Origin of the sequence: Achromobacter sp. DH1f (genome assembly GCF_000633435.1) — a bacterium.
Taxonomy (GTDB): Bacteria; Pseudomonadota; Gammaproteobacteria; order Burkholderiales; family Burkholderiaceae_B; genus Achromobacter; species Achromobacter deleyi.
Genome location: NZ_AYMF01000001.1, coordinates 88,033 through 109,322 on the forward strand (window position 1 = coordinate 88,033; position 21,290 = coordinate 109,322).

A 21,290-nucleotide genomic window follows, 5' to 3' on the forward strand; every position below is an offset into this window, starting at 1 on the left:
ACCGTGTCCTTCAAGCCTGTCGTTGCCCTGGTCGGTCGCCCCAATGTGGGTAAATCGACCCTTTTCAACCGCCTGACGCGATCGCGCGCCGCGCTGGTGGCCGATTTTTCCGGCCTGACCCGCGATCGCCACTATGGCGAGGGCAGGGTGGGCGATATCCCGTTCATCGCCATCGACACGGGCGGTTTCGAACCCGTCGCCAAGGACGGCATCCTGCTGGAAATGGCTCGCCAGACCCGGCAGGCCATCGCCGAGGCGGATGTGGTGGTGTTCCTGGTGGACGCCCGCGCGGGCCTGAACGCCCACGACCACGAAATCGCGACCTTGCTGCGCAAATCCGGCCAGCAGCGCGTGCTGTTGGCAGTGAACAAGGCCGAAGGCATGGGCCTGGGCCCAGCCATTTCCGAGTTCCACGAGCTGGGCCTGGGGCAACCCTATCCCATCTCGGCCGCGCACGGCGACGGCATCGTCGACCTGATCGAGCTCGCGCTCAAGGATCTGGCCGAACCGCCCGCCGAAGAAGAAGTCGCCGAAGAGGGCGAGCACGATCACCGCATCAAGCTGGCCATCGTGGGTCGCCCCAACGTCGGCAAGTCCACGCTCATCAACACCCTGATGGGCGAAGAGCGCGTCATTGCGTTCGACATGCCCGGCACCACCCGCGACGCCATCGAAATCGATTTCGACCGCGATGGCCGCCGCTACACGCTGATCGACACCGCCGGCCTGCGCAAGCGCGGCAAGGTGTTCGAAGCCGTCGAGAAGTTCTCGGTCATCAAGACGCTGCAGGCCATCGAGGCCAGCAACGTCGTGCTGCTCATGCTGGACGCGCAGACCGAGATTTCCGAGCAAGACGCCCACATCGCGGGCTTCGTGCTGGAAACCGGCCGTGCGGTGGTGGTCGCCGTCAACAAATGGGACGGCCTGGACGGCGAAGAAAAAGAACGCATCGAGCGCGAATTCCAGCGCAAGCTGCGCTTCCTGTCGTTTGCTCGCGTGCACACCATTTCGGCCTTGCGCGGGCAGGGCATCAAGCCGCTGCTGAAGTCCATCAATTCGGCCCACGCCGCAGCGTTTGCCAAGCTGTCCACGCCCAAGCTCACGCGCGAACTGCAGGCTGCCATCGAGCAGCAGCAGCCGCCCCGCAAGGGCATCTTCCGTCCCAAGATGCGCTATGCGCACCAGGGCGGGCAGAACCCGCCGCTGGTCGTCATCCACGGCAACGCGCTGGATGCCATTCCGGATTCCTATCGCCGCTACCTGGAAACCCGTTTCCGCAATGCGTTCGATCTGGCCGGCACGCCGCTGCGTATTGAATTCAAGTCCTCGCACAACCCCTACGCGCAGGAAGACTGACCCATGAGCCGTTTCTGGAGTCCCGTGGTCGGGACGCTCAGTCCGTATGTCCCGGGCGAGCAGCCCAAGCTTCAGAACCTGGTCAAGCTGAACACCAACGAGCATCCTTACGGGCCTTCGCCCAAGGTGCTCGAAGCGATCCGCGCGGCAAGCGACGACACCCTCAAGCTGTATCCGGACCCGTCTTCCGATCGCCTGCGCCAGGCGATCGCGACCACGGTCGGCGTGGAACCGTCCCGCGTGTTCGTGGGCAATGGTTCGGACGAAGTGCTGGCCCATGCCTTCCTGGCGCTGCTCAAGCACGAGCGTCCGCTGCGCTTCCCCGACATCAGCTACAGCTTCTATCCCGTCTATTGCGGCCTGTATGGCATTGCCTACGAGACCTTGCCGCTGACGGACGATTTCCGTATCGACGTCGAAGACTACCTGCCGGCGCGCCATGGCCAGGCAGGCGCGATCATTTTCCCCAACCCCAATGCCCCCACGGGTCGAGCGTTGACGGTCGCGGAAATCGAACGCATCGTGGCCGGCAACCCGGACGCCGTGGTGGTGGTGGACGAGGCCTATGTCGATTTCGGCGCCGAGTCCGTCATTGCCCTGACCACGCGCTACGACAACCTGCTGGTGGTCCAGACGCTGTCCAAGTCGCGCTCGCTGGCCGGTCTGCGGGTGGGCTTCGCCGTGGGCAGCCCCGAGCTCATCGACGGGCTGGAGCGGGTCAAGAACAGCTTCAATTCCTACCCCGTGGATCGCCTGGCCTCGGCCGGGGCGGTGGCGGCGCTTGAGGATACAGAGTATTTTGAGCAAACCCGCCAGGCCGTGATTCAGACTCGCGCACGGATGGCGGCGGGTCTGGCATCGCTGGGCTTCGAGGTGCTGCCGTCCAGCGCGAACTTCGTGTTCGCGCGGCATGCATCCCGGGACGCCGCGGAACTGGCCGCCGGGCTACGCGCACGCAGCATCATCGTGCGTCATTTCCGGCAGCCACGCATAGACCAGTTTCTACGTATTACAGTGGGCACCGATGAGCAGTGCGAACTGCTTCTGAAAGCGCTCGCCGAGGTCGTCTAAACCGCGGCCAGCAAGGCTTTTCCGGCGGAAAACTCTGGTGTCATCTTCGCTTCCGACACAAGTGGCACGGGCCGGGAAAACCCTGTAGAGTACATGTTTCGGCGTGCTCCACCAGTACACGGCGCGCCACCACTCAATAACAAACAAATGGAGCCTGGCCAATGAGCAATAAAGGGCAAACTCTGCAAGATCCGTTCCTGAACACCCTGCGCAAAGATCATGTGCCGGTGTCGATCTACTTGGTGAACGGCATCAAGCTTCAAGGGCAAATCGAATCTTTCGACCAGTACGTGGTGCTGCTGCGTAACACGGTCACGCAAATGGTCTACAAGCACGCCATTTCCACCGTTGTTCCCGCCCGCGCCGTGAATTTCCAGGTGGAAGTCCCTGCTGAGTAATCTCGCTCCTGAAGTACCTTTTATTGCCCGCCGGACGGTCGACGTCGGCGGGCATTTTCGCTTTGGCTCCAAAATGGTGCATGTATGCGCGCACTGATTATCAGCGTGGATCTCGGTGATCCCGACTTCACGGCCCACGCCGAGGAATTCGCCATGCTGGCGAAGGGGGCGGGCGCCGAAATCGTCGGCACCCTGACCGCTCGCCGCGACCGCCCCGACGCCAAGTTCTTCATCGGTTCCGGCAAGGCCGACGAGGGCGTCGGCATGGCCCAGGCGTTGCTCGCCGATATCGTGCTGTTCGATCAGCCCCTGTCGCCCGCCCAGCAGCGCAACCTGGAACGCCTGTTCAACCTGCGCGTGGTGGATCGCGTCGCGCTGATCCTCGATATCTTCGCGCTGCGCGCCAAGAGCCACGAAGGCAAGCTGCAGGTCGAACTGGCGCAATTGCAGCACTTGTCCACGCGCCTGACGCGCATGTGGAGCCACCTGGAACGTCAGCGCGGCGGCATCGGCATGCGCGGCCCCGGCGAATCCCAGCTCGAAATGGACCGCCGCATGATCGGCGCCAAGGTCAAGACGTTGCGCGAGCGCCTGGACCGGGTCGAACGCCAACGGGTCACGCAACGGCGCGCGCGCGCACGTGGCGGCGCCTTGTCGGTGTCATTGGTGGGCTACACCAACGCGGGCAAGTCGACCCTGTTCAATGCCTTGACCCGGGCTGACGCCTACGCGGCGGACCAGCTTTTCGCCACGCTGGACACCACCACGCGCCGCATCTGGATCGAAGGGGCAGGCAACGTCGTCGTATCGGATACCGTGGGATTCATCCGCGACCTGCCTCACGATCTGATCGCCGCTTTCCGCGCCACCCTGGAAGAAACCGTGCATGCCGACCTGCTGCTGCACGTGGTCGACGCGGCCAGTCCGCAGCGCGACGAACAGATTTTCGAGGTCAATAAAGTCCTGGCTGAAATCGGCGCTGCCAACGTTCCGACCATTCTGGTATACAACAAGATCGACCGGGCTGGTTTGGAACCCCGAGTGGAGCGCGACGCCCATGGTACGATTGCGCGAGTATTTGTAAGCGCCACCGAGCGCGCCGGTCTGGACGCGTTGCGCGGGGCAATGGCGGAGACCGGACAGATTGTGGGAAACAATGCCTCGAATTATCAAACTCTTCAATCTGAATGACCCCGGTTGGGGTCGTGGAAACAACAATGGCTCCGAGCCGCCGCCCAAGCGGCCTCAAGGCAACGGAGACGGTCCTCCAGACCTCGATGAGGTCTGGCGCGATTTCAATAATCGCATCGGATCGTTATTCGGCCGTAAGGGCGGGGGCGGCAATAATCGCCCGGGCGGCAATCGGGGCGGCATGACGCCGCCTTCGCCGCGTGGCGCACGCATCGGACTGGGAGTGATCGCCCTGGTCGCGGTCGGCATCTGGGCGGCCAGTGGCTTCTATATCGTCCAGGAAGGCCAGGTCGCCGTCGTCACTCAGTTCGGCAAGTACAAGAGCACGTCGCAGGCCGGTTTCCAATGGCGCCTGCCGTATCCCATCCAAAGCCACGAAATGGTCAACGTGTCGCAGCTGCGCACGTTCGAAGTCGGTTTCCGTGGCGGTTCGCGCAACAAGGTCCTGCCTGAAGCGCTGATGCTCACGACGGACGAGAACATCGTCGACATGCAGTTCGTCGTGCAGTATCGCCTGCGTGCGGATGGCGCACCCGACTACCTCTTCATGACCCGCGACCCGGACGACTCCGTGCGCCAGGCGTCTGAAACCGCCATGCGCGAAGTGGTCGGCAAGCAGTCCATGGACTTCGTCCTGTACGAAGGCCGTACGACCGTCGCTTCGCAGGTCCAGACGCTGATGCAGCAGATTCTCGACCGCTACCAGACCGGTGTGCAGGTCAGCACGGTCGCCATCCAGAACGTGCAGCCGCCCGAACAGGTGCAAGCCGCGTTCGACGACGCCGTCAAGGCGGGCCAGGATCGCGAGCGCCAGATCAACGAAGGCCAGGCCTACGCCAACCAGGTCGTGCCGCTGGCCAGCGGCCAGGCCTCGCGCATGACCGAGCAGGCCGAAGGCTACAAGGCCAAGGTCGTGGGCGATGCGCAAGGTAATACGTCGCGCTTCACCAGCATCCTGGGCGAATACGAGAAGTCGCCCGTCGTCATGCGCCAGCGCATGTACCTGGAGAGCATGCAGGACATCTTCACGCGCGCCAGCAAGGTCATGGTCGACACCAAGAGCAACAACAACATGCTGTATCTGCCCTTGGACAAGATCATGCATCTGGCGGCTCAAGACGCCAGCAAGTCCGCGGTAGGCAACCCCGGTTCGCCTGCATTGATCAGCCCGCCCGTCCAGCCGCCTCTGCGTGGCAATGCGGTGCCGGTGCCCCAGCCTTCCGGCAGCAGCAATAGCAACGCGCTGCCCCGCGACCGTACGTCGCGCTAACCCGGAGGAGTCCTGATCATGCAACGTCTTATGCCTATCCTGGTCGGCCTGCTCATCGTGCTGGCCGCCCTTTCTTCCTGCGTGTTCGTGGTGCGCGAGCGCGACTACGCCCTGGTGTTCTCGCTGGGTGAAGTGCGCAAGGTCATCAATGAACCCGGCCTGTACTTCAAGGCGCCGCCTCCGTTCCAGAACGTGGTGACGCTGGACAAGCGCATCCTCACCATCGAAACCAACGAAGCCGAGCGTATCCAGACTTCCGAAAAGAAGAACCTGCTGATCGACTCGTACGTCAAGTGGCGCATCGCGGACCCCCGCCTGTACTACGTGACCTTCGGCGGCAACGAGCGTGCGGCGCAAGAGCGCCTGCAAGCCCAGATCCGCGATGCCTTGAACGCCTCGGTCAACGTGCGCACCGTGCGCGACGTGGTGTCGACCGAACGCGACAAGATCATGGCCGAAATCCTGACCAACGTCGCCAAGCGCGCCGAGCCGTTGGGTGTGCAGATCGTCGATGTGCGCCTGCGCCGCATCGAGTTCGCGCCTGAGATCTCGGAATCGGTGTATCGCCGTATGGAAGCGGAGCGTACGCGCGTCGCCAACGAACTGCGTTCCATTGGCGCCGCCGAGGGCGAGAAGATCCGCGCCGAAGCCGACCGCCAACGCGAAGTGATCGTGGCCCAGGCCTATGCCAAGGCCCAGGGCATCATGGGTGAGGGCGACGCCGCCGCCGCTGCGATCTATGCGCAGGCCTATGGCAAGAACCCGCAGTTCTACACGTACTACAAGAGCCTGGAAGCCTACCGCGCTTCGTTCTCGAAGCCGGGTGACGTCCTGGTGGTCGACCCCAGCTCCAGCTTCTTCCAGTTCATGAAGGACCCGGCTGGCCAGGCCCTGGCGCCGGTCACCGTGCCGGCCGCGAAATAAGGCTTCACCGCCCGCGGCAACGCAAAAGCCCCTTGGTCAGCCAGGGGGCTTTTTTCTGGCGGATTGCGCAATAGGGGACGGTTTTCCGCCCTGGATACCCCGGCTGGCGCTCACGGCTGAACCATGTACAATACCGCGTAAGCTAGAAAACATTCCGCAGCGGCTGAGCGGGCTTACGCCCCCTCAGCCGCTTTTTCGTTTGGGCGACGCCCACGCATCTCTAGGCGTTATTCAGGTAAACATTCATGGGTAACTGGTTGCTGCCCGAGAGCCTTGCCGACGTACTTCCGGCAGAGGCCCGGCGCATCGAGGAATTGCGCCGCGAACTTCTCGATCTGTACCGTACTTACGGCTTCGAGCTGGTCGCGCCGCCCCTGGTCGAGTACATCGATTCATTGCTGTCCGGTACCGGCAGCGATCTGGATCTGCGTACCTGCAAGCTGGTCGATCAGCTGTCGGGCCGCACGTTGGGCGTACGCGCCGACATGACTCCCCAGGTGACGCGCATCGACGCACACTTGTTGAACCGCGCCGGCGTTACCCGCCTGTGCTATTGCGGCAACGTGCTGCATGCCCGCCCGGCGGACTTGCTGTCCAGCCGCGAGCTGCTGCAGATCGGCGCCGAAATCTACGGCCATGCCGGCTTTGAAGCCGACCTGGAAATCATTCAGCTGGTGCTGGAAACGGTCGCCATCGCCGGGGTGCGCAATCCCCGCCTGGATCTGTGCCATCCGGGCGTGCTGCGCGGCATCGTCGAATCGGATCCCGCTGCCACGGCCGTGTCCCAGGACATCATCCGCCTGATGCGCGAAAAAGACGTGCCGGGGCTGGTCGAGCTGGCAGAGCGCAAGCCCGGCATGCGGGCCGAAACGCTCAAGGCGCTGCAACTGCTGCCCAAGCTGTATGGCGGCCCCGAGGTGCTCAAGCAGGCGCGCCGCGACCTGCCTTTGCTGCCGGATGTGGCTGCCGCGCTGGATGCGCTGCAGGTGGTGGTAGATGCGATGCCCAACGTCGCGTTCGGTATCGACCTGGCCGACGTCAACGGCTATGGCTACCACTCGGGCGTGAAGTTTGCGCTGTACGCCGAGGGTTGGCGCGATGCGCTGGTGTCTGGCGGCCGCTACGACGATGTCAGCCGGGCGTTCGGGCGTGCGCGTCCGGCCACCGGCTTCAGTCTTGATTTACGCAAACTGGCGGCAGGTTTGCCGCCAGCGGAACGGGCGCGTGCAGTTCGCGCGCCCTGGGGGCAAGCCCCCGCCCTGACCGAGGCGGTTCGCCGCCTGCGCCGGTCGGGTGAGATTGTCGTTCAGGTATTGCCCGGTCACGAGCAGGATCAGGACGAATTCGTTTGCGATCGCGAGCTGGCGCTGCAAGACGGCGCCTGGACGGTCAGAACGCTGTGACTAACTCCCTCTCGGTAACGAGGGGGCCGCGGGGAGATTTCCGGATTTCCCGAGAAACTCGATATTGATTCGTAACATGAGCAAGAACGTAGTCGTAATCGGCACCCAGTGGGGTGACGAGGGCAAGGGCAAGATCGTTGACTGGCTGGCGGAATCCGTCCAGGGCGTGGTCCGCTTCCAGGGTGGCCACAATGCTGGCCATACGCTGTGGATCAATGGCAAGAAGACGATTCTTCGCCTGATTCCGTCCGGCATCATGCATCCCGGCGTCACGTGCTTCATCGGCAACGGTGTCGTGCTGTCTCCGGAAGCCCTGCTCAAGGAAATCGAAGAGCTCGAGGCCGCCGGCCTGGACGTGCGCTCGCGCCTGCGTATTTCCGAGATCTGCCCGCTGATCCTGCCGTACCACGTGGCCGTCGACAAGGCGCGCGAAGCGCGCAAGGGCGAAGGCAAGATCGGCACGACCGGCCGCGGTATCGGCCCGGCCTATGAAGACAAGGTCGCTCGCCGCGCGCTGCGCGTGCAGGACCTGTTCAACCCCGCGCTGTTCGACGAAAAGCTCGCCGAAGTGCTGGATTACCACAACTTCGTGCTGACCCAGTACCTGGGCGCCGAAGCCGTCTCGGCCAACGAAGTGCGCGATCAAGCCATGGCTCTGGCCCCGGCGATCGCCCCGATGGTCGCGGACGTTTCCAGCACGCTGTTCGCCATGCAACAGGAAGGCAAACGCCTGCTGTTCGAAGGCGCGCAAGGCGCATTGCTCGACGTCGACCACGGCACCTACCCCTTCGTCACCAGCAGCAACTGCGTTGCGGGCGCCGCTTCGGCGGGCGCGGGCGTGGGTCCCCAGTCGCTGGACTACGTCCTGGGCATCACCAAGGCTTACACGACGCGTGTCGGGTCGGGCCCGTTCCCCACGGAGCTGGTCGACGAAATCGGTACCCGCCTGGCCACCATCGGCAAGGAATTCGGTTCGGTCACCGGCCGTCCGCGTCGTTGCGGCTGGTTTGATGGCGCCGCCCTGAAGCGTTCGGTGCGCCTGAACGGCATCACCGGCCTGTGCATCACCAAGCTGGACGTGCTGGACGGCCTGGAAACCATCCAGCTGGGCGTCGGCTACCGCGTCAACGGCGAGTTCCGCGATGTGCTGCCCTACGGCGCCCACGCCGTGGCGCAAGCGCAACCGGTGCTGGAAGAGCTGCCGGGCTGGAGCGAATCGACCGTCGGCATCACCGAATACGACAAGCTGCCTGAAGCCGCCCGCCGTTACCTCGAGCGCGTGGCCGAAGTCTGCGGCGTGCCGATCGACCTGGTGTCCACCGGCCCCGACCGCAACGAAACCATTGTGCTGCGTCACCCCCTGAAGGGCTGACATCGGGTTATTATTCCCAAGGCCGCCGCCGGTCTCATACCGGCGGCGGCCTTTTCGTATTTTCACGCAGGAGATCCTTGCCTATGAGCGCGCCGACCAATGACGATAGCCATCTGTGGGTGACGTGGGACGACTACAACCGTTTGATCGAACGCCTGGCCTTGCAGGTGCATCAATCGGGTTGGGAGTTCGACAAGATTTTGTGCCTGGCGCGCGGCGGTATGCGTGTCGGCGACGTTATGTCCCGTATTTTTGATGTGCCGTTGGGCATTCTGGCGACCAGCAGCTACCGCGAAGCGGCCGGCACGAAGCAGGGCGACATGGATATTGCGCAGTTCATCACCATCACGCGCGGCACGTTGTCCGGGCGGGTGTTGCTGGTGGACGACATGGTCGATACCGGCAAGACGTTCATGAAGGTGTACGACCACCTGAAGAGCCAGTTCGCCGACATCACCGAATTGCGCAGCGCCGTGCTGTGGTGGAAGGGGCATTCCCAGGCGCAGCCCGACTATTACGTCGACAAGCTGCCGACCAACCCCTGGATCCACCAGCCGTTCGAAGACTACGATAGCCTGCGTCCGCATCAACTCGAGGCCTGGATCCGCAAAGGGTCGAAGGGTTGATGTGTTTCAGGGGACGGAATGCCTGGCAATGTATGGCGCCAGACCGTTCCCCTGGTAGTCAAAACGGCCATGACCATGCTAGAATCGCTGGTTATCGCTAAACCGAACTTGGCTTGTTACTCTTTGGGTAGTCTTTGGGTAACGGAAACAGCCAGCCAAAGTTAGCGCTGCAAGGCGTCTGGGGGCAGGGTTTGTCCCTGCCGGAATCCACACGAAACCATGCAGCGTTGCTGGCAAGCAAGCCAGGTTTGTCATCAACTTTTGTTACCCTACAAGCAGGCCAATCACTTTATGCCTATCGTTCGACTGAAGGAAAACGAACCGTTTGAAGCCGCTCTGCGCCGCTTCAAGCGCACCATCGAAAAGACCGGTTTGCTCACCGAGCTGCGTTCGCGCGAGTTCTACGAGAAGCCCACGGCCGAGCGCAAGCGCAAGCATGCCGCCGCTGTGAAGCGCCACTACAAGCGCATCCGTAGCCAACAACTGCCCCCGCGCCTGTATTGATCTTTGATTCCAGAATCTATTGATTCCAGAATCATTCATCCAGGAACTACTCGCCCGGGTCGACGTCGTCGACGTAGTCGGGCGGTATGTGCAGTTGCGAAAGGGTGGGGCCAACTTGCTTGGCCTATGCCCCTTTCATAACGAAAAAAGCCCGTCGTTCACTGTCAGCCCCACCAAGCAGTTCTATCACTGCTTCGGTTGCGGAGCGCATGGCAGCGCCATCACCTTCCTGATGGAACACACGGGCGCCAGTTTCCCCGAAGCCGTGCGTACGCTCTCGGCTTCGGCGGGAATGACGGTCCCCGAAGAAAATCGCAGCCCCCGCCAACAGCAGGAAACCGCGCGCCGCAAGGCCGAGGAGTCCCGCCATACGCAGGTGCTGGACGCCGCACAGGCCCACTATCTGAAGCAGTTGCGCGCATCGCCCGCGGCGATCCGCTATCTGAAGCAGCGTGGCCTGACTGGCGAAATCGCGGCACATTTTGGCTTGGGCTGGTCGGGTACCGACCGGCACGGGCTGTCCCAGGTTTTTCCCAATTACGAAGACCCCACCTTGGTGGAGTCCGGGCTCGTCATCGAATCCGAAGACGGGCGCCGCTACGATCGCTTCCGCGAACGGGTCATGTTCCCGATTCGCAATGCGCGCGGCAGCTTGATCGGTTTCGGCGGCCGCATCATCGGCAAAGGCGAGCCCAAGTATCTGAATTCGCCCGAAACCCCGCTGTTCTCCAAGGGCCAGGAGCTGTACGGCCTATGGGAAGCCCGCCAGGCGATTCGCCAGGAAGGGCAGATCATCGTGGTCGAAGGCTACATGGACGTGGTGGGCCTGGCGCAGCAGGGCATCGCCAACGCGGTGGCCACGCTGGGCACGGCCACCACGCCGGATCATGTCAAGAAGCTGCTGCGCTCCAGCGACAAGGTCATCTTCAGTTTTGACGGCGACGGCGCGGGCCGGCGTGCGGCGTGGCGCGCCCTGCAGGCTTGCCTGCCGGTGTTGCGCGACGATATCGCCATCCGATTCCTGTTCCTGCCGACCGAGCACGACCCGGATTCGTACGTCCGCGAGCTGGGGTCCGAGGCCTTCCGTGCGTGCCTGGGCGAGGCGGTGGCGTTGTCGCGCTTCCTGCTCGACGAATTGGCATCGCGGCACAACATGGACGAGGCCGAAGGCCGAGCCAGTTGCCTGCATGAAGCCAAGCCTTTGTTGGCGGCCATTCCCGAGTGTGCGTTGCGCGTGCAGATCGAACGCGAGATGGCCAAGCTGGTGCAACTGACGCCTGAAGAAATGGCGCAGGTGCTGGCGCAGCAGCCAGCCAAGCCTTTCGGTGCACCGGCCAAGCCGGCGGCCGGCGAGACGCATGCGGCCGCGCCGCAGCACGATGGCGGCCATCCGGACGCGGGCTACGATTTTGGCGGCCACGATTTTCATGACATCCCCGCCGACGACGGCGAATACGTCGATGTCGGCCAGTTTTCGTCGCCGGGCGGTGAGCCGGGTGGCGGGGGCAATTGGGGCGGCGGTTCCGGCAAGCAAGACTGGAAAGGCCAGGGCGACTGGAAAGGCAAGAGCGACTGGAAGGGCAAAGGCGACTGGAAAGGCGGCAAAGGCAACTGGAAGCGTCGCGACGACGTTGGCGGCTTCGAAGGCCGCCGCACCATGCCGTCACTGGCCAAGCGCTTGTTAGGACTGCTGCTTGCTCACCCCGAGCTGGTGGACTCCATGGGCGACCAGCAGCTTGAAGTCATCGACCATGGCCCCCATCTAGGATTGGTAAGGGACTTGATCATGCTGGCGCAATCCAGCGGGGCCCGCCATGTTGGAGCCTTGTTGGAAGCCGCCGAGCCGGATTCTGATCTGGCGACGGTGCTCAAGGGGCTGCGTGCCGACATCCTGTCTCAGGAAGATCTGCCTGATCCGCAGACCGAGTGGGACGACGCCCTGCGCAGGATCGAATTCGATTCGGCGAAGGCCGAAATGGCGAAATTGGCGGCCACGGGTTTGACGACGGATGAGCAGCGCAAGCGCTATCTGGAGCTGTCCAGCCGCATGGCGGTACTGAAAGGTGCCGGTGTGCGGTAAATGCGGTAAAATCAAGGGTTTTCCGCAGCAAACAGGCGTTGGTAGCAGGTTTTGCAGTACTGAATATCAGCTGAATCTGTTGGGAAGCCTCGGGCGTAGCTCGAGAGCAGAGAAAAGAGAGCAGGAAAAAATACGGCGAGCGGAATCTATTTCCGCCGCCGGAATCTAATAGTTATGCAGTTTGACGGGCAGGCAGGCTGAAGTATCCGCCAGCAGGTATTTGCCAGTAGTGATGGCAGTATTGCCGGCAGTAGTGTCGCCAGTGGCATCGCCAGTAGTTCGGGCGAGAGACCCGGACCCGTACCGGATGATCGGGAAAGTCCCAGGGCGGCGCAGCGGAAAAAAAGCGGACGTGCGCGTCAAATTTGTTACATAGTTAATTACTATAGCTGAGCGGTGAATTACGCAGTTCGGCGACGGGTATCCCCGTGTAGCGTTTGTGGTTTGGGTGCTGTGTCTATCTAGCTGCCAAGGGCAATGACCCGTTAGCAAGCACAGCCTATTTATAGGCAGACAGCCCCCCCAACGCCCGGGTTCCGCCGCCGGATGAGGCCATGCACGTCAAGCGCCCAGCCGGTATTGCACCGGAACGGCGCCAAGCGGGCTCGCAAGAGCTGGCGCTGCGAACAACGCAGCCGCAGGGCCTTAGCCGATTCACCAGTTTTACCCGTATTGACGCCGCAAAGGGCCTTTGCCCGGAGGCGGCGTTGTACGGTGCAACATGCCCAAACGGGTTGCGACGACCACGGAAGCGACTATGACCAAATCCACCGGCAAATCCTCCTCTGCAATTGATGCGACCGACACGCAGGCCACGACGGCCAAGCGTGTCGTCAGCATGGCGGCGGAAAAAGCGCCCGCCAAGACGGCGGTGAAGGTCGCCAAGCCTGCAGCCAAGACGGCCGCCAAGAAGGCGGCGGCGAAGACGGCAGCGGCAGACAAGCCCGAGAAGGTGACCAAGGCTCGCGCCAAGAAGGCCGAAGACAAGCTCGCCGACCTGGTCGGCAGCGCGCGTCCGGTCCCTAGCGGCCGCCGCCCGGGCCGCCCCGCCAAGAACGCGAACAACGATTCCGACGGTTTCGATGACGCGATGGACGGCGAAGGCGAAGTGTTGCCTGACCTGAAGCCGCCCAAGCGCGGTGGCAAGCGCGGCAAGGCAGATCCCAAGGATCTGATCGCCCGCGGCCCCGTCACGCCCGAAGAATACGAAGCCCGCCGCAACCGCCTGAAGCAGCTGATCAAGCTGGGCAAGGATCGCGGCTACCTGACGTACGGCGAAATCAACGACCACCTGCCCGACGACCTCGTCGACGCGGAAGCCATCGACGGCATCATCAGCACGTTCAGCGACATGGGCATCGCGGTCTACGACCAGGCGCCCGATGCCGAAACGCTGCTGATGAGCGAAAACGCGCCGGTCGCGTCCAACGACGATGACGTCGAAGACGAAGCCGAAGCCGCCCTGACCACCGTGGACTCCGATTTCGGCCGCACCACGGACCCCGTCCGCATGTACATGCGTGAAATGGGTTCGGTGGAACTGCTGACCCGCGAAGGCGAAATCGAAATCGCCAAGCGCATCGAAGACGGCCTGAAGCACATGGTCATGGCCATCTCGGCCTGCCCGACCACCATCAACGAAATCCTGGCGCACATCCTGCGCGTTCGTGATGGTCAAGCGCAGATCGACGAAGTGGTCGACGGCCTGGTCGATCCGGAAGACGGCGAAGAATACGCTGGCGCCGGCGTCACCGCCGACGAAGACGAAAGCGACGACGGCCCTGCCGGCGGCATGTCCAGCAAGCAGCTGGAAGACCTGCGCGTGAAGGCGCTGGCCAAGTTCGACGAGGTCAGCAAGCAGTTCGACAAGATGCGCCTGTCGTACGAGAAGGACGGCTACAAGTCGGACGTCTACGTGCGCGCCCAGGAATCGATCCAGAACGAGCTGATGGGCATCCGCTTCACCGCCAAGATGGTGGAAAAGCTGGCCGACACGCTGCGTAACCAGGTCGAAGAAGTGCGCCAGCTTGAACGCGCCGTCCTGCACACGTGTGTGGACCGTGCCGGCATGCCGCGCACGCACTTCATCAAGGTGTTCCCGGGCAACGAAACCAATCTGCAGTGGGTCGTGGACGAAGTGGCCGCTGGCCACCCGTACGCCGAAACACTCGAGCGCCAGATCCCCGCCGTTCAGGAACTGCAGCAAAAGCTGATCGACCTGCAAACGCGCGTCGTGCTGCCGCTCAAGGACCTGAAGGACGTCAACAAGCGCATGGCCACCGGCGAAGCCAAGGCTCGCAAGGCCAAGCGCGAAATGACCGAGGCCAACCTGCGTCTGGTGATCTCGATCGCCAAGAAGTACACGAACCGCGGCCTGCAGTTCCTGGACCTGATCCAGGAAGGCAACATCGGCCTGATGAAGGCGGTGGACAAGTTCGAGTACCGTCGTGGCTACAAGTTTTCGACGTATGCAACGTGGTGGATTCGCCAGGCGATCACCCGTTCCATCGCCGACCAGGCACGCACCATCCGTATTCCGGTCCACATGATCGAAACGATCAACAAGATGAACCGGATCAGCCGTCAGATTCTGCAGGAAACCGGCGCCGAGCCGGATCCCGCGACCCTGGCGCAGAAGATGGACATGCCCGAGGACAAGATCCGCAAGATCCTGAAGATCGCCAAGGAACCGATCTCCATGGAAACGCCGATCGGCGACGACGACGATTCGCATCTGGGCGACTTCATCGAAGACACCTCGACGCTGGCGCCTTCCGATGCCGCGCTGCATGGTTCCATGCGCGACGTGGTCAAGGAAGTGCTAGACTCTCTGACCCCGCGGGAAGCCAAGGTTCTGCGCATGCGTTTCGGTATCGAAATGAGCACCGACCAGACCCTGGAAGAAGTGGGCAAGCAGTTCGACGTCACGCGTGAGCGCATCCGCCAAATAGAGGCTAAAGCGCTGCGCAAGCTGCGTCACCCGAGCCGGGCCGACAAGCTGAAGAGCTTCCTGGAAGGGCAGTAAGTTTCCTGGGCCTCTAGCTCATGCCTGGTTAGAGCAGCGGACTCATAATCCGTTGGTGCCGAGTTCGACTCTCGGGGGGCCTACCAATCTCTCCTATGACAGCATAGGGGGCTGCGGTTAAACGACGTGTGTGACCTGTGCTACTGCGTCCGGCAGTGTGTCCGGCGCGATAGGGTTGTCACCCTCTGTCGATTTAATCGCAGCACTTGCGGGGACGCGGTTCAGTCCCCTGCAACCCACTGCATCCACCACCCCTGGTAATACCTACAGCCGGCGATTTCTTCGAAGCCGACAACCATCATGCCTCGGTCAGAGCCGAAGGTCAGGAGTTGGGGTTCGAGCAAATCGGGGATGGCGCTCGGCACTGTGGCGCCGAACTTGGCCAAGGCCTCCATCGTCATACGCGGGACGTGTCGGTTCAGGCCTGTGTGGAGCATGGAGTACATCCGCACCACACCCACGACGGGCTGGCCTGGGTCATTGTCACGGCGGCGCTCGCCTAGGTGGTGCGTTCTGAGAACGCTGCACTGAAAGCGCATGGTCTTACTCGAAATACTGTATGGATATACAGTTTAATTGGTCCAAGGCCAAGCGCAATTCGGCCCCAATTTACAGGTCAGGTAATGGCCTCTGCGTCGCTGCGGTTCCCGTGCAGGTTGTCGAGTACCGCAGCCGCCTCAGCGCCGGTCGCTTCCGGCGAGAGGTGTGCGTACTTCTGGGTCATCAGCACATTCGCGTGACCGAGCAGCTTCGACACCTTTAGCAGCGAGACGCCGGCCTGTACCAACCGGGCCGCAAAGGTGTCCCGGAAGGTGTGGGGGGTCACTCTGTCGGCCTGTGGGTCGGCGTTCAGCCCGCACTTCTCGATGTGGTTTTGGATCGCGTCGGTCGCGTGCCCACGCGGGGCGTCCTTGCCCGCCCAGGTGCGCCCCTTGAGTGCAGGGAAGACGTAGGAATACCCAGTGCCCATCGCGGTCTTGCGGCGGCGGAGCATCGCCAGCGTCCGCTGCGGCAGGCGCAGCATGGATTCATTCTCGACCTTGGACCGGTACAGGGAAATCGTGCCTGCCTCCAAATCGATCTGTGTCCAACGAATCTGGGCGACCTCGTTGTATCGTGCCCCGGTGTCCAGGAGGAAGAGGGTGAGGTCGTAGGCGTCGCCAGCGGACCGGTCATTTGCTCTGCGCGTCGCCTCTGTGCCCAGACTGACCAGCAGAAGCCTCTCTTCGCTCGGCGTAAGCCAGCGCAACTTACCCTTTCGCTCCTTCATCTTGAGCGACGCGGCCTTGTTCCGCCCGTGCGAGAACACCAGCGGAGGGTTCGGCGTGACAACAGACAGCGATTTCGCATATCCGATCAGCGTCTGGATCAGGGACATTTCTCGGTTCACCGTGGCGGCAGTGACGCCTTCGGCCAGGCGGGCGGCTTTGAGCCGTACCAGATGCTCCTGGGACAAGTCCTCGACCGCGAGGTCCTTGGGCAGGCCGTAGCGCGAGCCTACGGTCAGCTGCCAAGCCCCATTTGCCTGCCGCAGTTCGTCCCCGAACAGCTTGCGTACGCGTGAGACGTTGTTGCGATGGTCGCGGTGAGTCAGTTCCGACACGGTGAGCCAGGACTGCCCCAGTGCATGCAGCGTCATGTGCTTGTGACCCAGCCGCTTCGCTTCCAGGTCTTCGCGCACCTGGGCACGTCGGCGGACCTCCCAGGCTTGAGCTTCAATTTTCGACGCGCAGCCCGTGGATTCCCGGACAGTCACGCCTTCGAGGGTGAACTTGCATTGCCAGATGCTAGATCGGGCGCGTTTAAAGACGGCCATAGGCATCGCCTCCTGTGGAGAGTAAGGGCGTGTAGAAGCAGGCCCGCAGGTCTACGAGAAGTAGGGCGGGCTGGAGCAGCTGTGAGTAAATTGGGCGCCCCGGCCAGAGCCGGACGGGGCTGGGGGCGCTAGACGCGGCCCCCGCAGGTGGCGGCCACTTCGCGGAACCACGAGGTGACGGCTTCGTTCGTGTAGTCTTCCCAGCGGAGTACCAGGAGACGGCGGGAGTTCCAGTCGTTCGCCTCGAATGCCTCGGGCGCGTAATTCAGGACCAGCGTGTAGCCATCGGTGAGAGTCAGGCCCAGCCAGGGGTAGCCTTCGTCGTCCGTGCCGTCTTCGATGTCTACGGACGGATGGGCTAACGCGATGTCAGCGGCCCCCCTTTGCGCCAACACGCGCCGAGCGGCGCATGAGGACGGGTTCGGGTCTTGGGAGGTTTTCAACTGCATAAGGGTCCTTACCAAAAAGAGCCGTATACAAGAACGGCTCAGTGAAATAGAGGTATTTTTCTGCGACCTTTTTAGGGGTCACGCGGATTGCTTCCGCCCACCTGTGGAGTTCCCCAGGTGGGAGAGCCGAAGCGCCACGTTCGATCTGACTTATCGTCGTTGGATAGGCGTAATCGAGCAGTGAAGCTAAGTCCAGTTGCGTCAATCCAGCGGCTTCGCGGGACTCCTTGAGCCATGCGCCGAAACGCTTGCGCATGATCTTGGAAGTGTTGGAGACGGGTACGGACATAGTGGAGCCTTATGTGAGTTAGTCGGGATGCGCGTGGGCAACCCGGCCGATAGCATAACCAAAATAATTAGGTCGTGCTACAGCACGGGTCACCCGCGAGCATAAAGCAAAGCTCCCTGGGCGGGAGCGACTAGCAGGCACTAAGGGCGCTCTGGGGAGTCCCAAGCGTTTGGGGACTCGCCGGAAGGTCCTAGGGGGCCTAACGAATTGAGCGGGCGCACTCCTGGACGGAAGTAGCTTACCCGGAAATTACTGGATATGTACACAGTAGTTTACTAAAGCGCGACATGGTGTATTCCAGGGAATAACGGGATATTCCGTGTATCTCTATGAATACTTAGAGAGGTCCTGGCCTCTACCTCTGTCGATTTAATCGTCTACGGGACTTGGGCCGGCGGGGAGGCGTGGTGATTCGGAATGAATCGCCGCAGCCCCAGGGCGTCCGGGCGGAGGGTGACGGCCTTGCCGCAACACGGGCAGGCTACGCGGCCCTGCACATCGGGCCGCGCCGTGCCAGAGTGGGTGTAGAAGTCGCGGCCACTGGCGGGGCACTTCAGGTCCGGGATGATCAGCATTCGTCATCCCCCGCACAGTTCTGTCATGTGCGCGTCGAACACCTCCTTGAACAATCGGGCCTGCGCCTCGTCGTCTACGCGGTAGGGGTAGCTGCGGCTGGGCATGACGGCTACCCAATACCCCTCGCGGTGTTCAACAGTCGCCACGGGCGGCGGGGCCATGTCGTCGTCCCGGTACATGAATTCGATGTTGGCGGCTTCGCGGGCCGCCTCGATGACACGAGCGTCGGAGAGCTTGGTCATGGTCTCCCCCTTACAGGCCGCGCGGGCCGGAGATGGCCGCGAGCATGACGAGACCCAGGCCGATCCAAAGGACGGCCAGCATTACGCTTTGCATAGAAGCTCCTTACGGGCAGGTAGAATTCGCTTCGAGGTGAAGCACGGAGAAAAAGGAATGTGGAAAACAGCAGCAGCGGGCGCGGTGGCCCTGGTGATCGCCGGCAGCGCTCAGGCCGCCGTGTTCGATATGACGCAGGCGGACTACGCGATATGCGACAAGGTGGCGGCGGCGGCCAAGGCCATCGTCAGCGCCCGGCAACACGGGGTCCCTTTGGTGGACCTCATGGGGTTGGGCGGGATAGTCAGCCCCAGCTACACCGAAGAGTGGCAAGTGATGTTGCAGGTCGCCTACGACGCCCCAATAGCGTCGACAGCTGAAGGGCGGGCAAAGGCGCCTAACGCGCTTGCTAAGTCGCTCTACGACGCATGCCGGGAAAACGTCGCAAAGGCCCACCAGGGCAAGTAAGCGCGGCCCTGCGTGTGCCTACGACCCAACAGCGACCGCCAAAGCCCGGCCTACGCGGCAAGGGCTTTAGCTGGCGCTGTTAGAAGCCTTGCTTCTGTAGTTCCGCGACGAGGCAGCGCGATGCCCGGTCTTGCAGGTGTTCGGGGAGTTCGGCGCGAATCTCGTTCAAGGCCTGCGCGGCGGCGGCCATCTTGGCAAGGTCTGCGCGAAGACCCTTGCAGACCTTGCGTTCGCCACTCGCGGCAAAGGTGGCGTACATGTTCGCCCACTCGCCCCAGGTCGGGGTTACGTCGATGGTGTTCATTGGGCGGCCTCTTCAAGCGCGGTATCCATGTCGTCCAGGCTGGACAGAAGGTCGTCCAGGTCGCTGTACACGCCGTCCAGCTGGTCGATTGCGTCCTGCGACCGTTGCCCACGTTCGCCCTCTTGCGGCGATTCGGGCATGTTGTCGAAGGCGTCCTGTTCGTCGTCCTTGACGGACTCCACGTCATCGCGGACAGCTTCGAGTTGGGGCCGGAGTTCACCCAGCACTTCACGGATGATGGCGATTTGCTTGCGGCGTGCGTCGTTCATTGGTTGATCCTTGCGGTACAGGGCAACAGCGCCCGTCAAAGCCCCGCCTACGCGGCAAGGGCTTTAGCTGGTGCTGTCAGTGATACGCGGCCTCGTCGGCGCGGTCGTAGGCGTCTTGCAGCGCTTCATAGGGCACGTTGAACGCACACGATGAGCGCCAGCAGGCGACGGGGAACTCTTCGCCCGCTTCGATGCGCCGGATGAGGTTGGATAGGGCGGCTTCGAGCCGGGATTCATCCAGGCGCTGGCCTGCGGTGCGGCGGGTCATTCCGACACCTCCACGCGGAAGACACGCGGCCATTGGTCCACGGGCGTATCGGTGCTGGCGACGTAAAAGCCCCCACTGATGTTCTGGACGCTCAGGCGGTGCTTACCTCCCCAGCCATCCGGCGCGACGGCTACGATGGTTTCAGCGCCCATTTGCGGCAGGGGATAAGCCCCGCAGAGGGATGCGGCAGTCTTGCGGGATACGCGGCGCATCCAGGCCGGGCCGTAGCTCCAATGGGCGTCGGCAGGCGGCAGGCCGGTTTGCTTGATTCGGGTAGTGCTCATTCGTGTCACCTTGCGGGTAACGGTCAATAGCGACCGACTTAGCCCGGCCTACGCGGCAAGGGCTAAAGCTGTAGCTATCAGAGGTTGGCGATGCGCAGGACTTCCCGGGACACCGGGCAACCCTGGCGAGCGCTACGCCGGATCGCGTGGACCCGGTAGCGCGTGGATATCCAGCGACACGCCGCGCCTAGGGCTATGACGGCCAGGGCGGCGGCGGGAAGGGCTAGGACGGCAAGGGGCGTCATGCGCAGCTCCCTTGCCGTATGCGTGCGTTCAGGGCTTGCAGGTAGTCCAGAGCAGGCGCCGCGTAAGCCTTCGCGGGGTCCAGGCGTGCCACGGTGCGGGCCTCGAAGGTCTCAAAGACCGCCTTACCATCGGCGCGACGGATGACAACCCAAGACCCGCAGCGCGGCGGCAGCGGTGGCACAGGCGCGGCGCTCATGCGGCCACCTGACGCGGGGCGAACTCGCCGCCGTCCACGCTATGCGCCGCGACACCAGGGCCGGAGATGTATCGCCCTGGTCCCCAATTCACCGCCCAATTCCAATACTCCCCGGCCGGACACTTGACGACCAGGGACCCGTCTTCCCGCACCCGGATCAAGGTGCAGTCGCCGCGCTCCGAATGCGTGAGCGTGTCGCCTATGGACAGCCTCCCTTCGGTGTGCAGCTTTTTCATTGTGATAGTGCTCATGGTGTCCCCATGTGAAGCGGACAACAGCGTCCGACATAGCCCACGGTGGCGCGGGCTATAGCTGAAACTGTCAGGGGTGACTCGTGCTACTACAGGCCGCGCAAAGCTGCGCGGATAGTGGTGAAGCTGTACGGCGCATCATCGGGCGTTTTGGTGACCCCCATGTCTTGCAGGGACGCCAGCATTTCCCGTGCGGCTTCGTCTTTCGTGCTGGAACGGCGTATGTAGTCGCGGGCCATGTGATACAGCCCTTCGTCGTTACCGATCCACAGTGACACGTTCCAGTGGTTCCAATTCTTGTGGCCTTGATAGGTGCGGGAAGTCATGATGTTTCCTTGTCAGGTTGGATTGACGGGCAGCACTCAACGAATGCCGCCT

At 62.7% G+C, this 21,290-nt stretch carries 23 protein-coding genes and 1 tRNA gene; 14 read left to right on the plus strand and 10 right to left on the minus strand.

Annotation, left to right across the window (positions count from 1 at the left end):
• Nucleotides 1–3: 3 nt before the first annotated feature.
• The 13 genes from der (at nt 4) to U858_RS0100455 (ending at nt 15,306) form a co-directional block, all read left to right on the plus strand.
• Nucleotides 4–1,356 carry a ribosome biogenesis GTPase Der gene (gene der / locus U858_RS0100395; protein ID WP_025135222.1) on the plus strand — a complete coding sequence of 451 codons (1,353 nt, stop codon included), beginning with the start codon at nt 4–6 and terminating at the stop codon, nt 1,354–1,356.
• A 3-nt stretch (nt 1,357–1,359) separates the two neighbouring features.
• Entirely contained in the window at nt 1,360–2,427 is a 1,068-nt protein-coding gene (hisC, locus tag U858_RS0100400) for a histidinol-phosphate transaminase (RefSeq protein WP_025135223.1), read from the plus strand.
• Nucleotides 2,428–2,588: 161 nt separating this feature from the next.
• A complete protein-coding gene (gene hfq / locus U858_RS0100405; protein WP_006218585.1) occupies nt 2,589–2,825 on the plus strand; it encodes an RNA chaperone Hfq in 237 nt (78 codons plus the stop codon).
• An 84-nt stretch (nt 2,826–2,909) separates the two neighbouring features.
• Nucleotides 2,910–4,016 (plus strand): GTPase HflX, encoded by a 1,107-nt coding sequence (gene hflX, locus U858_RS0100410; RefSeq protein WP_025135224.1) that lies wholly within the window; start codon nt 2,910–2,912, stop codon nt 4,014–4,016.
• A complete protein-coding gene (gene hflK, locus U858_RS0100415; protein WP_025135225.1) occupies nt 3,982–5,286 on the plus strand; it encodes an FtsH protease activity modulator HflK in 1,305 nt (434 codons plus the stop codon). The genes hflX and hflK overlap by 35 nt, the downstream gene beginning before the upstream one ends.
• An 18-nt stretch (nt 5,287–5,304) precedes the next feature.
• Nucleotides 5,305–6,210 carry a protease modulator HflC gene (hflC, locus tag U858_RS0100420; protein WP_025135226.1) on the plus strand — a complete coding sequence of 302 codons (906 nt, stop codon included), beginning with the start codon at nt 5,305–5,307 and terminating at the stop codon, nt 6,208–6,210.
• A 245-nt stretch (nt 6,211–6,455) separates the two neighbouring features.
• On the plus strand, nt 6,456–7,613 hold the full coding sequence (locus U858_RS0100425; RefSeq protein ID WP_025135227.1) for an ATP phosphoribosyltransferase regulatory subunit: 1,158 nt from the start codon (nt 6,456–6,458) through the stop codon (nt 7,611–7,613).
• A gap of 76 nt (nt 7,614–7,689) precedes the next feature.
• A complete protein-coding gene (locus U858_RS0100430; RefSeq protein WP_029953375.1) occupies nt 7,690–8,985 on the plus strand; it encodes an adenylosuccinate synthase in 1,296 nt (431 codons plus the stop codon).
• 83 nt (nt 8,986–9,068) lie between these two features.
• Complete coding sequence (locus U858_RS0100435) at nt 9,069–9,611, plus strand: phosphoribosyltransferase (RefSeq protein WP_025135229.1); 543 nt, start codon at nt 9,069–9,071, stop codon at nt 9,609–9,611.
• A gap of 291 nt (nt 9,612–9,902) precedes the next feature.
• Nucleotides 9,903–10,115 carry a 30S ribosomal protein S21 gene (gene rpsU / locus U858_RS0100440; protein ID WP_006218592.1) on the plus strand — a complete coding sequence of 71 codons (213 nt, stop codon included), beginning with the start codon at nt 9,903–9,905 and terminating at the stop codon, nt 10,113–10,115.
• Between the two features lie 19 nt (nt 10,116–10,134).
• Nucleotides 10,135–12,195 (plus strand): DNA primase, encoded by a 2,061-nt coding sequence (gene dnaG / locus U858_RS0100445; RefSeq protein ID WP_025135230.1) that lies wholly within the window; start codon nt 10,135–10,137, stop codon nt 12,193–12,195.
• Nucleotides 12,196–12,952: 757 nt separating this feature from the next.
• The gene (rpoD, locus tag U858_RS0100450; RefSeq protein WP_025135231.1) at nt 12,953–15,220 is read left to right on the plus strand and encodes an RNA polymerase sigma factor RpoD; all 2,268 of its coding nucleotides are present in this window, start codon (nt 12,953–12,955) and stop codon (nt 15,218–15,220) included.
• A 7-nt stretch (nt 15,221–15,227) separates the two neighbouring features.
• Nucleotides 15,228–15,306: transfer RNA gene (locus tag U858_RS0100455), tRNA-Ile, on the plus strand.
• Nucleotides 15,307–15,836: 530 nt separating this feature from the next.
• On the opposite strand, the gene U858_RS0100465 is transcribed toward U858_RS0100455, so the two are convergent.
• The 4 genes from U858_RS0100465 to U858_RS0100475 all read right to left on the minus strand — a co-directional run bounded on the left by U858_RS0100465 (nt 15,837) and on the right by U858_RS0100475 (nt 18,592).
• Nucleotides 15,837–17,036: a site-specific integrase gene (locus tag U858_RS0100465; RefSeq protein ID WP_025135233.1), complete on the minus strand. Its 1,200-nt coding sequence runs from the start codon at nt 17,034–17,036 to the stop codon at nt 15,837–15,839.
• A 128-nt stretch (nt 17,037–17,164) separates the two neighbouring features.
• The gene (locus U858_RS0100470) at nt 17,165–17,431 is read right to left on the minus strand and encodes a hypothetical protein (protein ID WP_157838747.1); all 267 of its coding nucleotides are present in this window, start codon (nt 17,429–17,431) and stop codon (nt 17,165–17,167) included.
• Nucleotides 17,406–17,774 (minus strand): helix-turn-helix domain-containing protein, encoded by a 369-nt coding sequence (locus tag U858_RS34550; RefSeq protein ID WP_081821508.1) that lies wholly within the window; start codon nt 17,772–17,774, stop codon nt 17,406–17,408. The genes U858_RS0100470 and U858_RS34550 overlap by 26 nt, the downstream gene beginning before the upstream one ends.
• A 578-nt stretch (nt 17,775–18,352) precedes the next feature.
• Nucleotides 18,353–18,592, minus strand: coding sequence for a hypothetical protein (locus U858_RS0100475; RefSeq protein WP_025135235.1), 240 nt, complete (start codon nt 18,590–18,592; stop codon nt 18,353–18,355).
• On the opposite strand from U858_RS0100475, the gene U858_RS0100485 reads away from it, so the two are divergent.
• Nucleotides 18,591–19,094 carry a hypothetical protein gene (locus tag U858_RS0100485; protein WP_157838748.1) on the plus strand — a complete coding sequence of 168 codons (504 nt, stop codon included), beginning with the start codon at nt 18,591–18,593 and terminating at the stop codon, nt 19,092–19,094. The two genes, U858_RS0100475 and U858_RS0100485, sit on opposite strands and share 2 nt — an antisense overlap.
• A gap of 79 nt (nt 19,095–19,173) precedes the next feature.
• On the opposite strand, the gene U858_RS0100490 is transcribed toward U858_RS0100485, so the two are convergent.
• The 6 genes from U858_RS0100490 to U858_RS0100515 form a co-directional block, all read right to left on the minus strand.
• Complete coding sequence (locus U858_RS0100490; RefSeq protein WP_025135237.1) at nt 19,174–19,398, minus strand: hypothetical protein; 225 nt, start codon at nt 19,396–19,398, stop codon at nt 19,174–19,176.
• Nucleotides 19,395–19,667 (minus strand): hypothetical protein, encoded by a 273-nt coding sequence (locus tag U858_RS0100495; RefSeq protein ID WP_025135238.1) that lies wholly within the window; start codon nt 19,665–19,667, stop codon nt 19,395–19,397. The genes U858_RS0100490 and U858_RS0100495 overlap by 4 nt, the downstream gene beginning before the upstream one ends.
• Nucleotides 19,668–19,743: 76 nt before the next feature.
• Nucleotides 19,744–19,935, minus strand: a complete 192-nt coding sequence (locus U858_RS0100500) for a hypothetical protein (protein ID WP_025135239.1) — start codon at nt 19,933–19,935, stop codon at nt 19,744–19,746.
• On the minus strand, nt 19,932–20,219 hold the full coding sequence (locus U858_RS0100505) for a hypothetical protein (RefSeq protein WP_025135240.1): 288 nt from the start codon (nt 20,217–20,219) through the stop codon (nt 19,932–19,934). The genes U858_RS0100500 and U858_RS0100505 overlap by 4 nt, the downstream gene beginning before the upstream one ends.
• Nucleotides 20,220–20,657: 438 nt before the next feature.
• Entirely contained in the window at nt 20,658–20,912 is a 255-nt protein-coding gene (locus U858_RS0100510; protein ID WP_157838749.1) for a hypothetical protein, read from the minus strand.
• 89 nt (nt 20,913–21,001) lie between these two features.
• Entirely contained in the window at nt 21,002–21,238 is a 237-nt protein-coding gene (locus U858_RS0100515) for a hypothetical protein (RefSeq protein WP_025135242.1), read from the minus strand.
• Nucleotides 21,239–21,290: the final 52 nt, after the last annotated feature.

Bases quoted from the DNA above. Each gene is read 5' to 3' on its own strand.
- U858_RS0100425 (WP_025135227.1), top strand. From the start codon at position 6,456: ATGGGTAACTGGTTGCTGCCCGAGAGCCTTGCCGACGTACTTCCGGCA.
- hisC (WP_025135223.1), top strand. From the start codon at position 1,360: ATGAGCCGTTTCTGGAGTCCCGTGGTCGGGACGCTCAGTCCGTATGTC.
- U858_RS0100510 (WP_157838749.1), bottom strand. From the start codon at position 20,912: ATGAGCACTATCACAATGAAAAAGCTGCACACCGAAGGGAGGCTGTCC.
- U858_RS0100515 (WP_025135242.1), bottom strand. From the start codon at position 21,238: ATGACTTCCCGCACCTATCAAGGCCACAAGAATTGGAACCACTGGAAC.
- hfq (WP_006218585.1), top strand. From the start codon at position 2,589: ATGAGCAATAAAGGGCAAACTCTGCAAGATCCGTTCCTGAACACCCTG.
- hflK (WP_025135225.1), top strand. From the start codon at position 3,982: ATGCCTCGAATTATCAAACTCTTCAATCTGAATGACCCCGGTTGGGGT.
- U858_RS0100430 (WP_029953375.1), top strand. From the start codon at position 7,690: ATGAGCAAGAACGTAGTCGTAATCGGCACCCAGTGGGGTGACGAGGGC.
- U858_RS0100490 (WP_025135237.1), bottom strand. From the start codon at position 19,398: ATGAACACCATCGACGTAACCCCGACCTGGGGCGAGTGGGCGAACATG.
- rpoD (WP_025135231.1), top strand. From the start codon at position 12,953: ATGACCAAATCCACCGGCAAATCCTCCTCTGCAATTGATGCGACCGAC.
- rpsU (WP_006218592.1), top strand. From the start codon at position 9,903: ATGCCTATCGTTCGACTGAAGGAAAACGAACCGTTTGAAGCCGCTCTG.
- U858_RS0100500 (WP_025135239.1), bottom strand. From the start codon at position 19,935: ATGACCCGCCGCACCGCAGGCCAGCGCCTGGATGAATCCCGGCTCGAA.
- hflX (WP_025135224.1), top strand. From the start codon at position 2,910: ATGCGCGCACTGATTATCAGCGTGGATCTCGGTGATCCCGACTTCACG.
- U858_RS0100495 (WP_025135238.1), bottom strand. From the start codon at position 19,667: ATGAACGACGCACGCCGCAAGCAAATCGCCATCATCCGTGAAGTGCTG.
- U858_RS0100485 (WP_157838748.1), top strand. From the start codon at position 18,591: ATGGTCTCCCCCTTACAGGCCGCGCGGGCCGGAGATGGCCGCGAGCAT.
- U858_RS0100475 (WP_025135235.1), bottom strand. From the start codon at position 18,592: ATGACCAAGCTCTCCGACGCTCGTGTCATCGAGGCGGCCCGCGAAGCC.
- U858_RS34550 (WP_081821508.1), bottom strand. From the start codon at position 17,774: ATGTCCGTACCCGTCTCCAACACTTCCAAGATCATGCGCAAGCGTTTC.
- U858_RS0100505 (WP_025135240.1), bottom strand. From the start codon at position 20,219: ATGAGCACTACCCGAATCAAGCAAACCGGCCTGCCGCCTGCCGACGCC.
- U858_RS0100435 (WP_025135229.1), top strand. From the start codon at position 9,069: ATGAGCGCGCCGACCAATGACGATAGCCATCTGTGGGTGACGTGGGAC.
- U858_RS0100465 (WP_025135233.1), bottom strand. From the start codon at position 17,036: ATGGCCGTCTTTAAACGCGCCCGATCTAGCATCTGGCAATGCAAGTTC.
- hflC (WP_025135226.1), top strand. From the start codon at position 5,305: ATGCAACGTCTTATGCCTATCCTGGTCGGCCTGCTCATCGTGCTGGCC.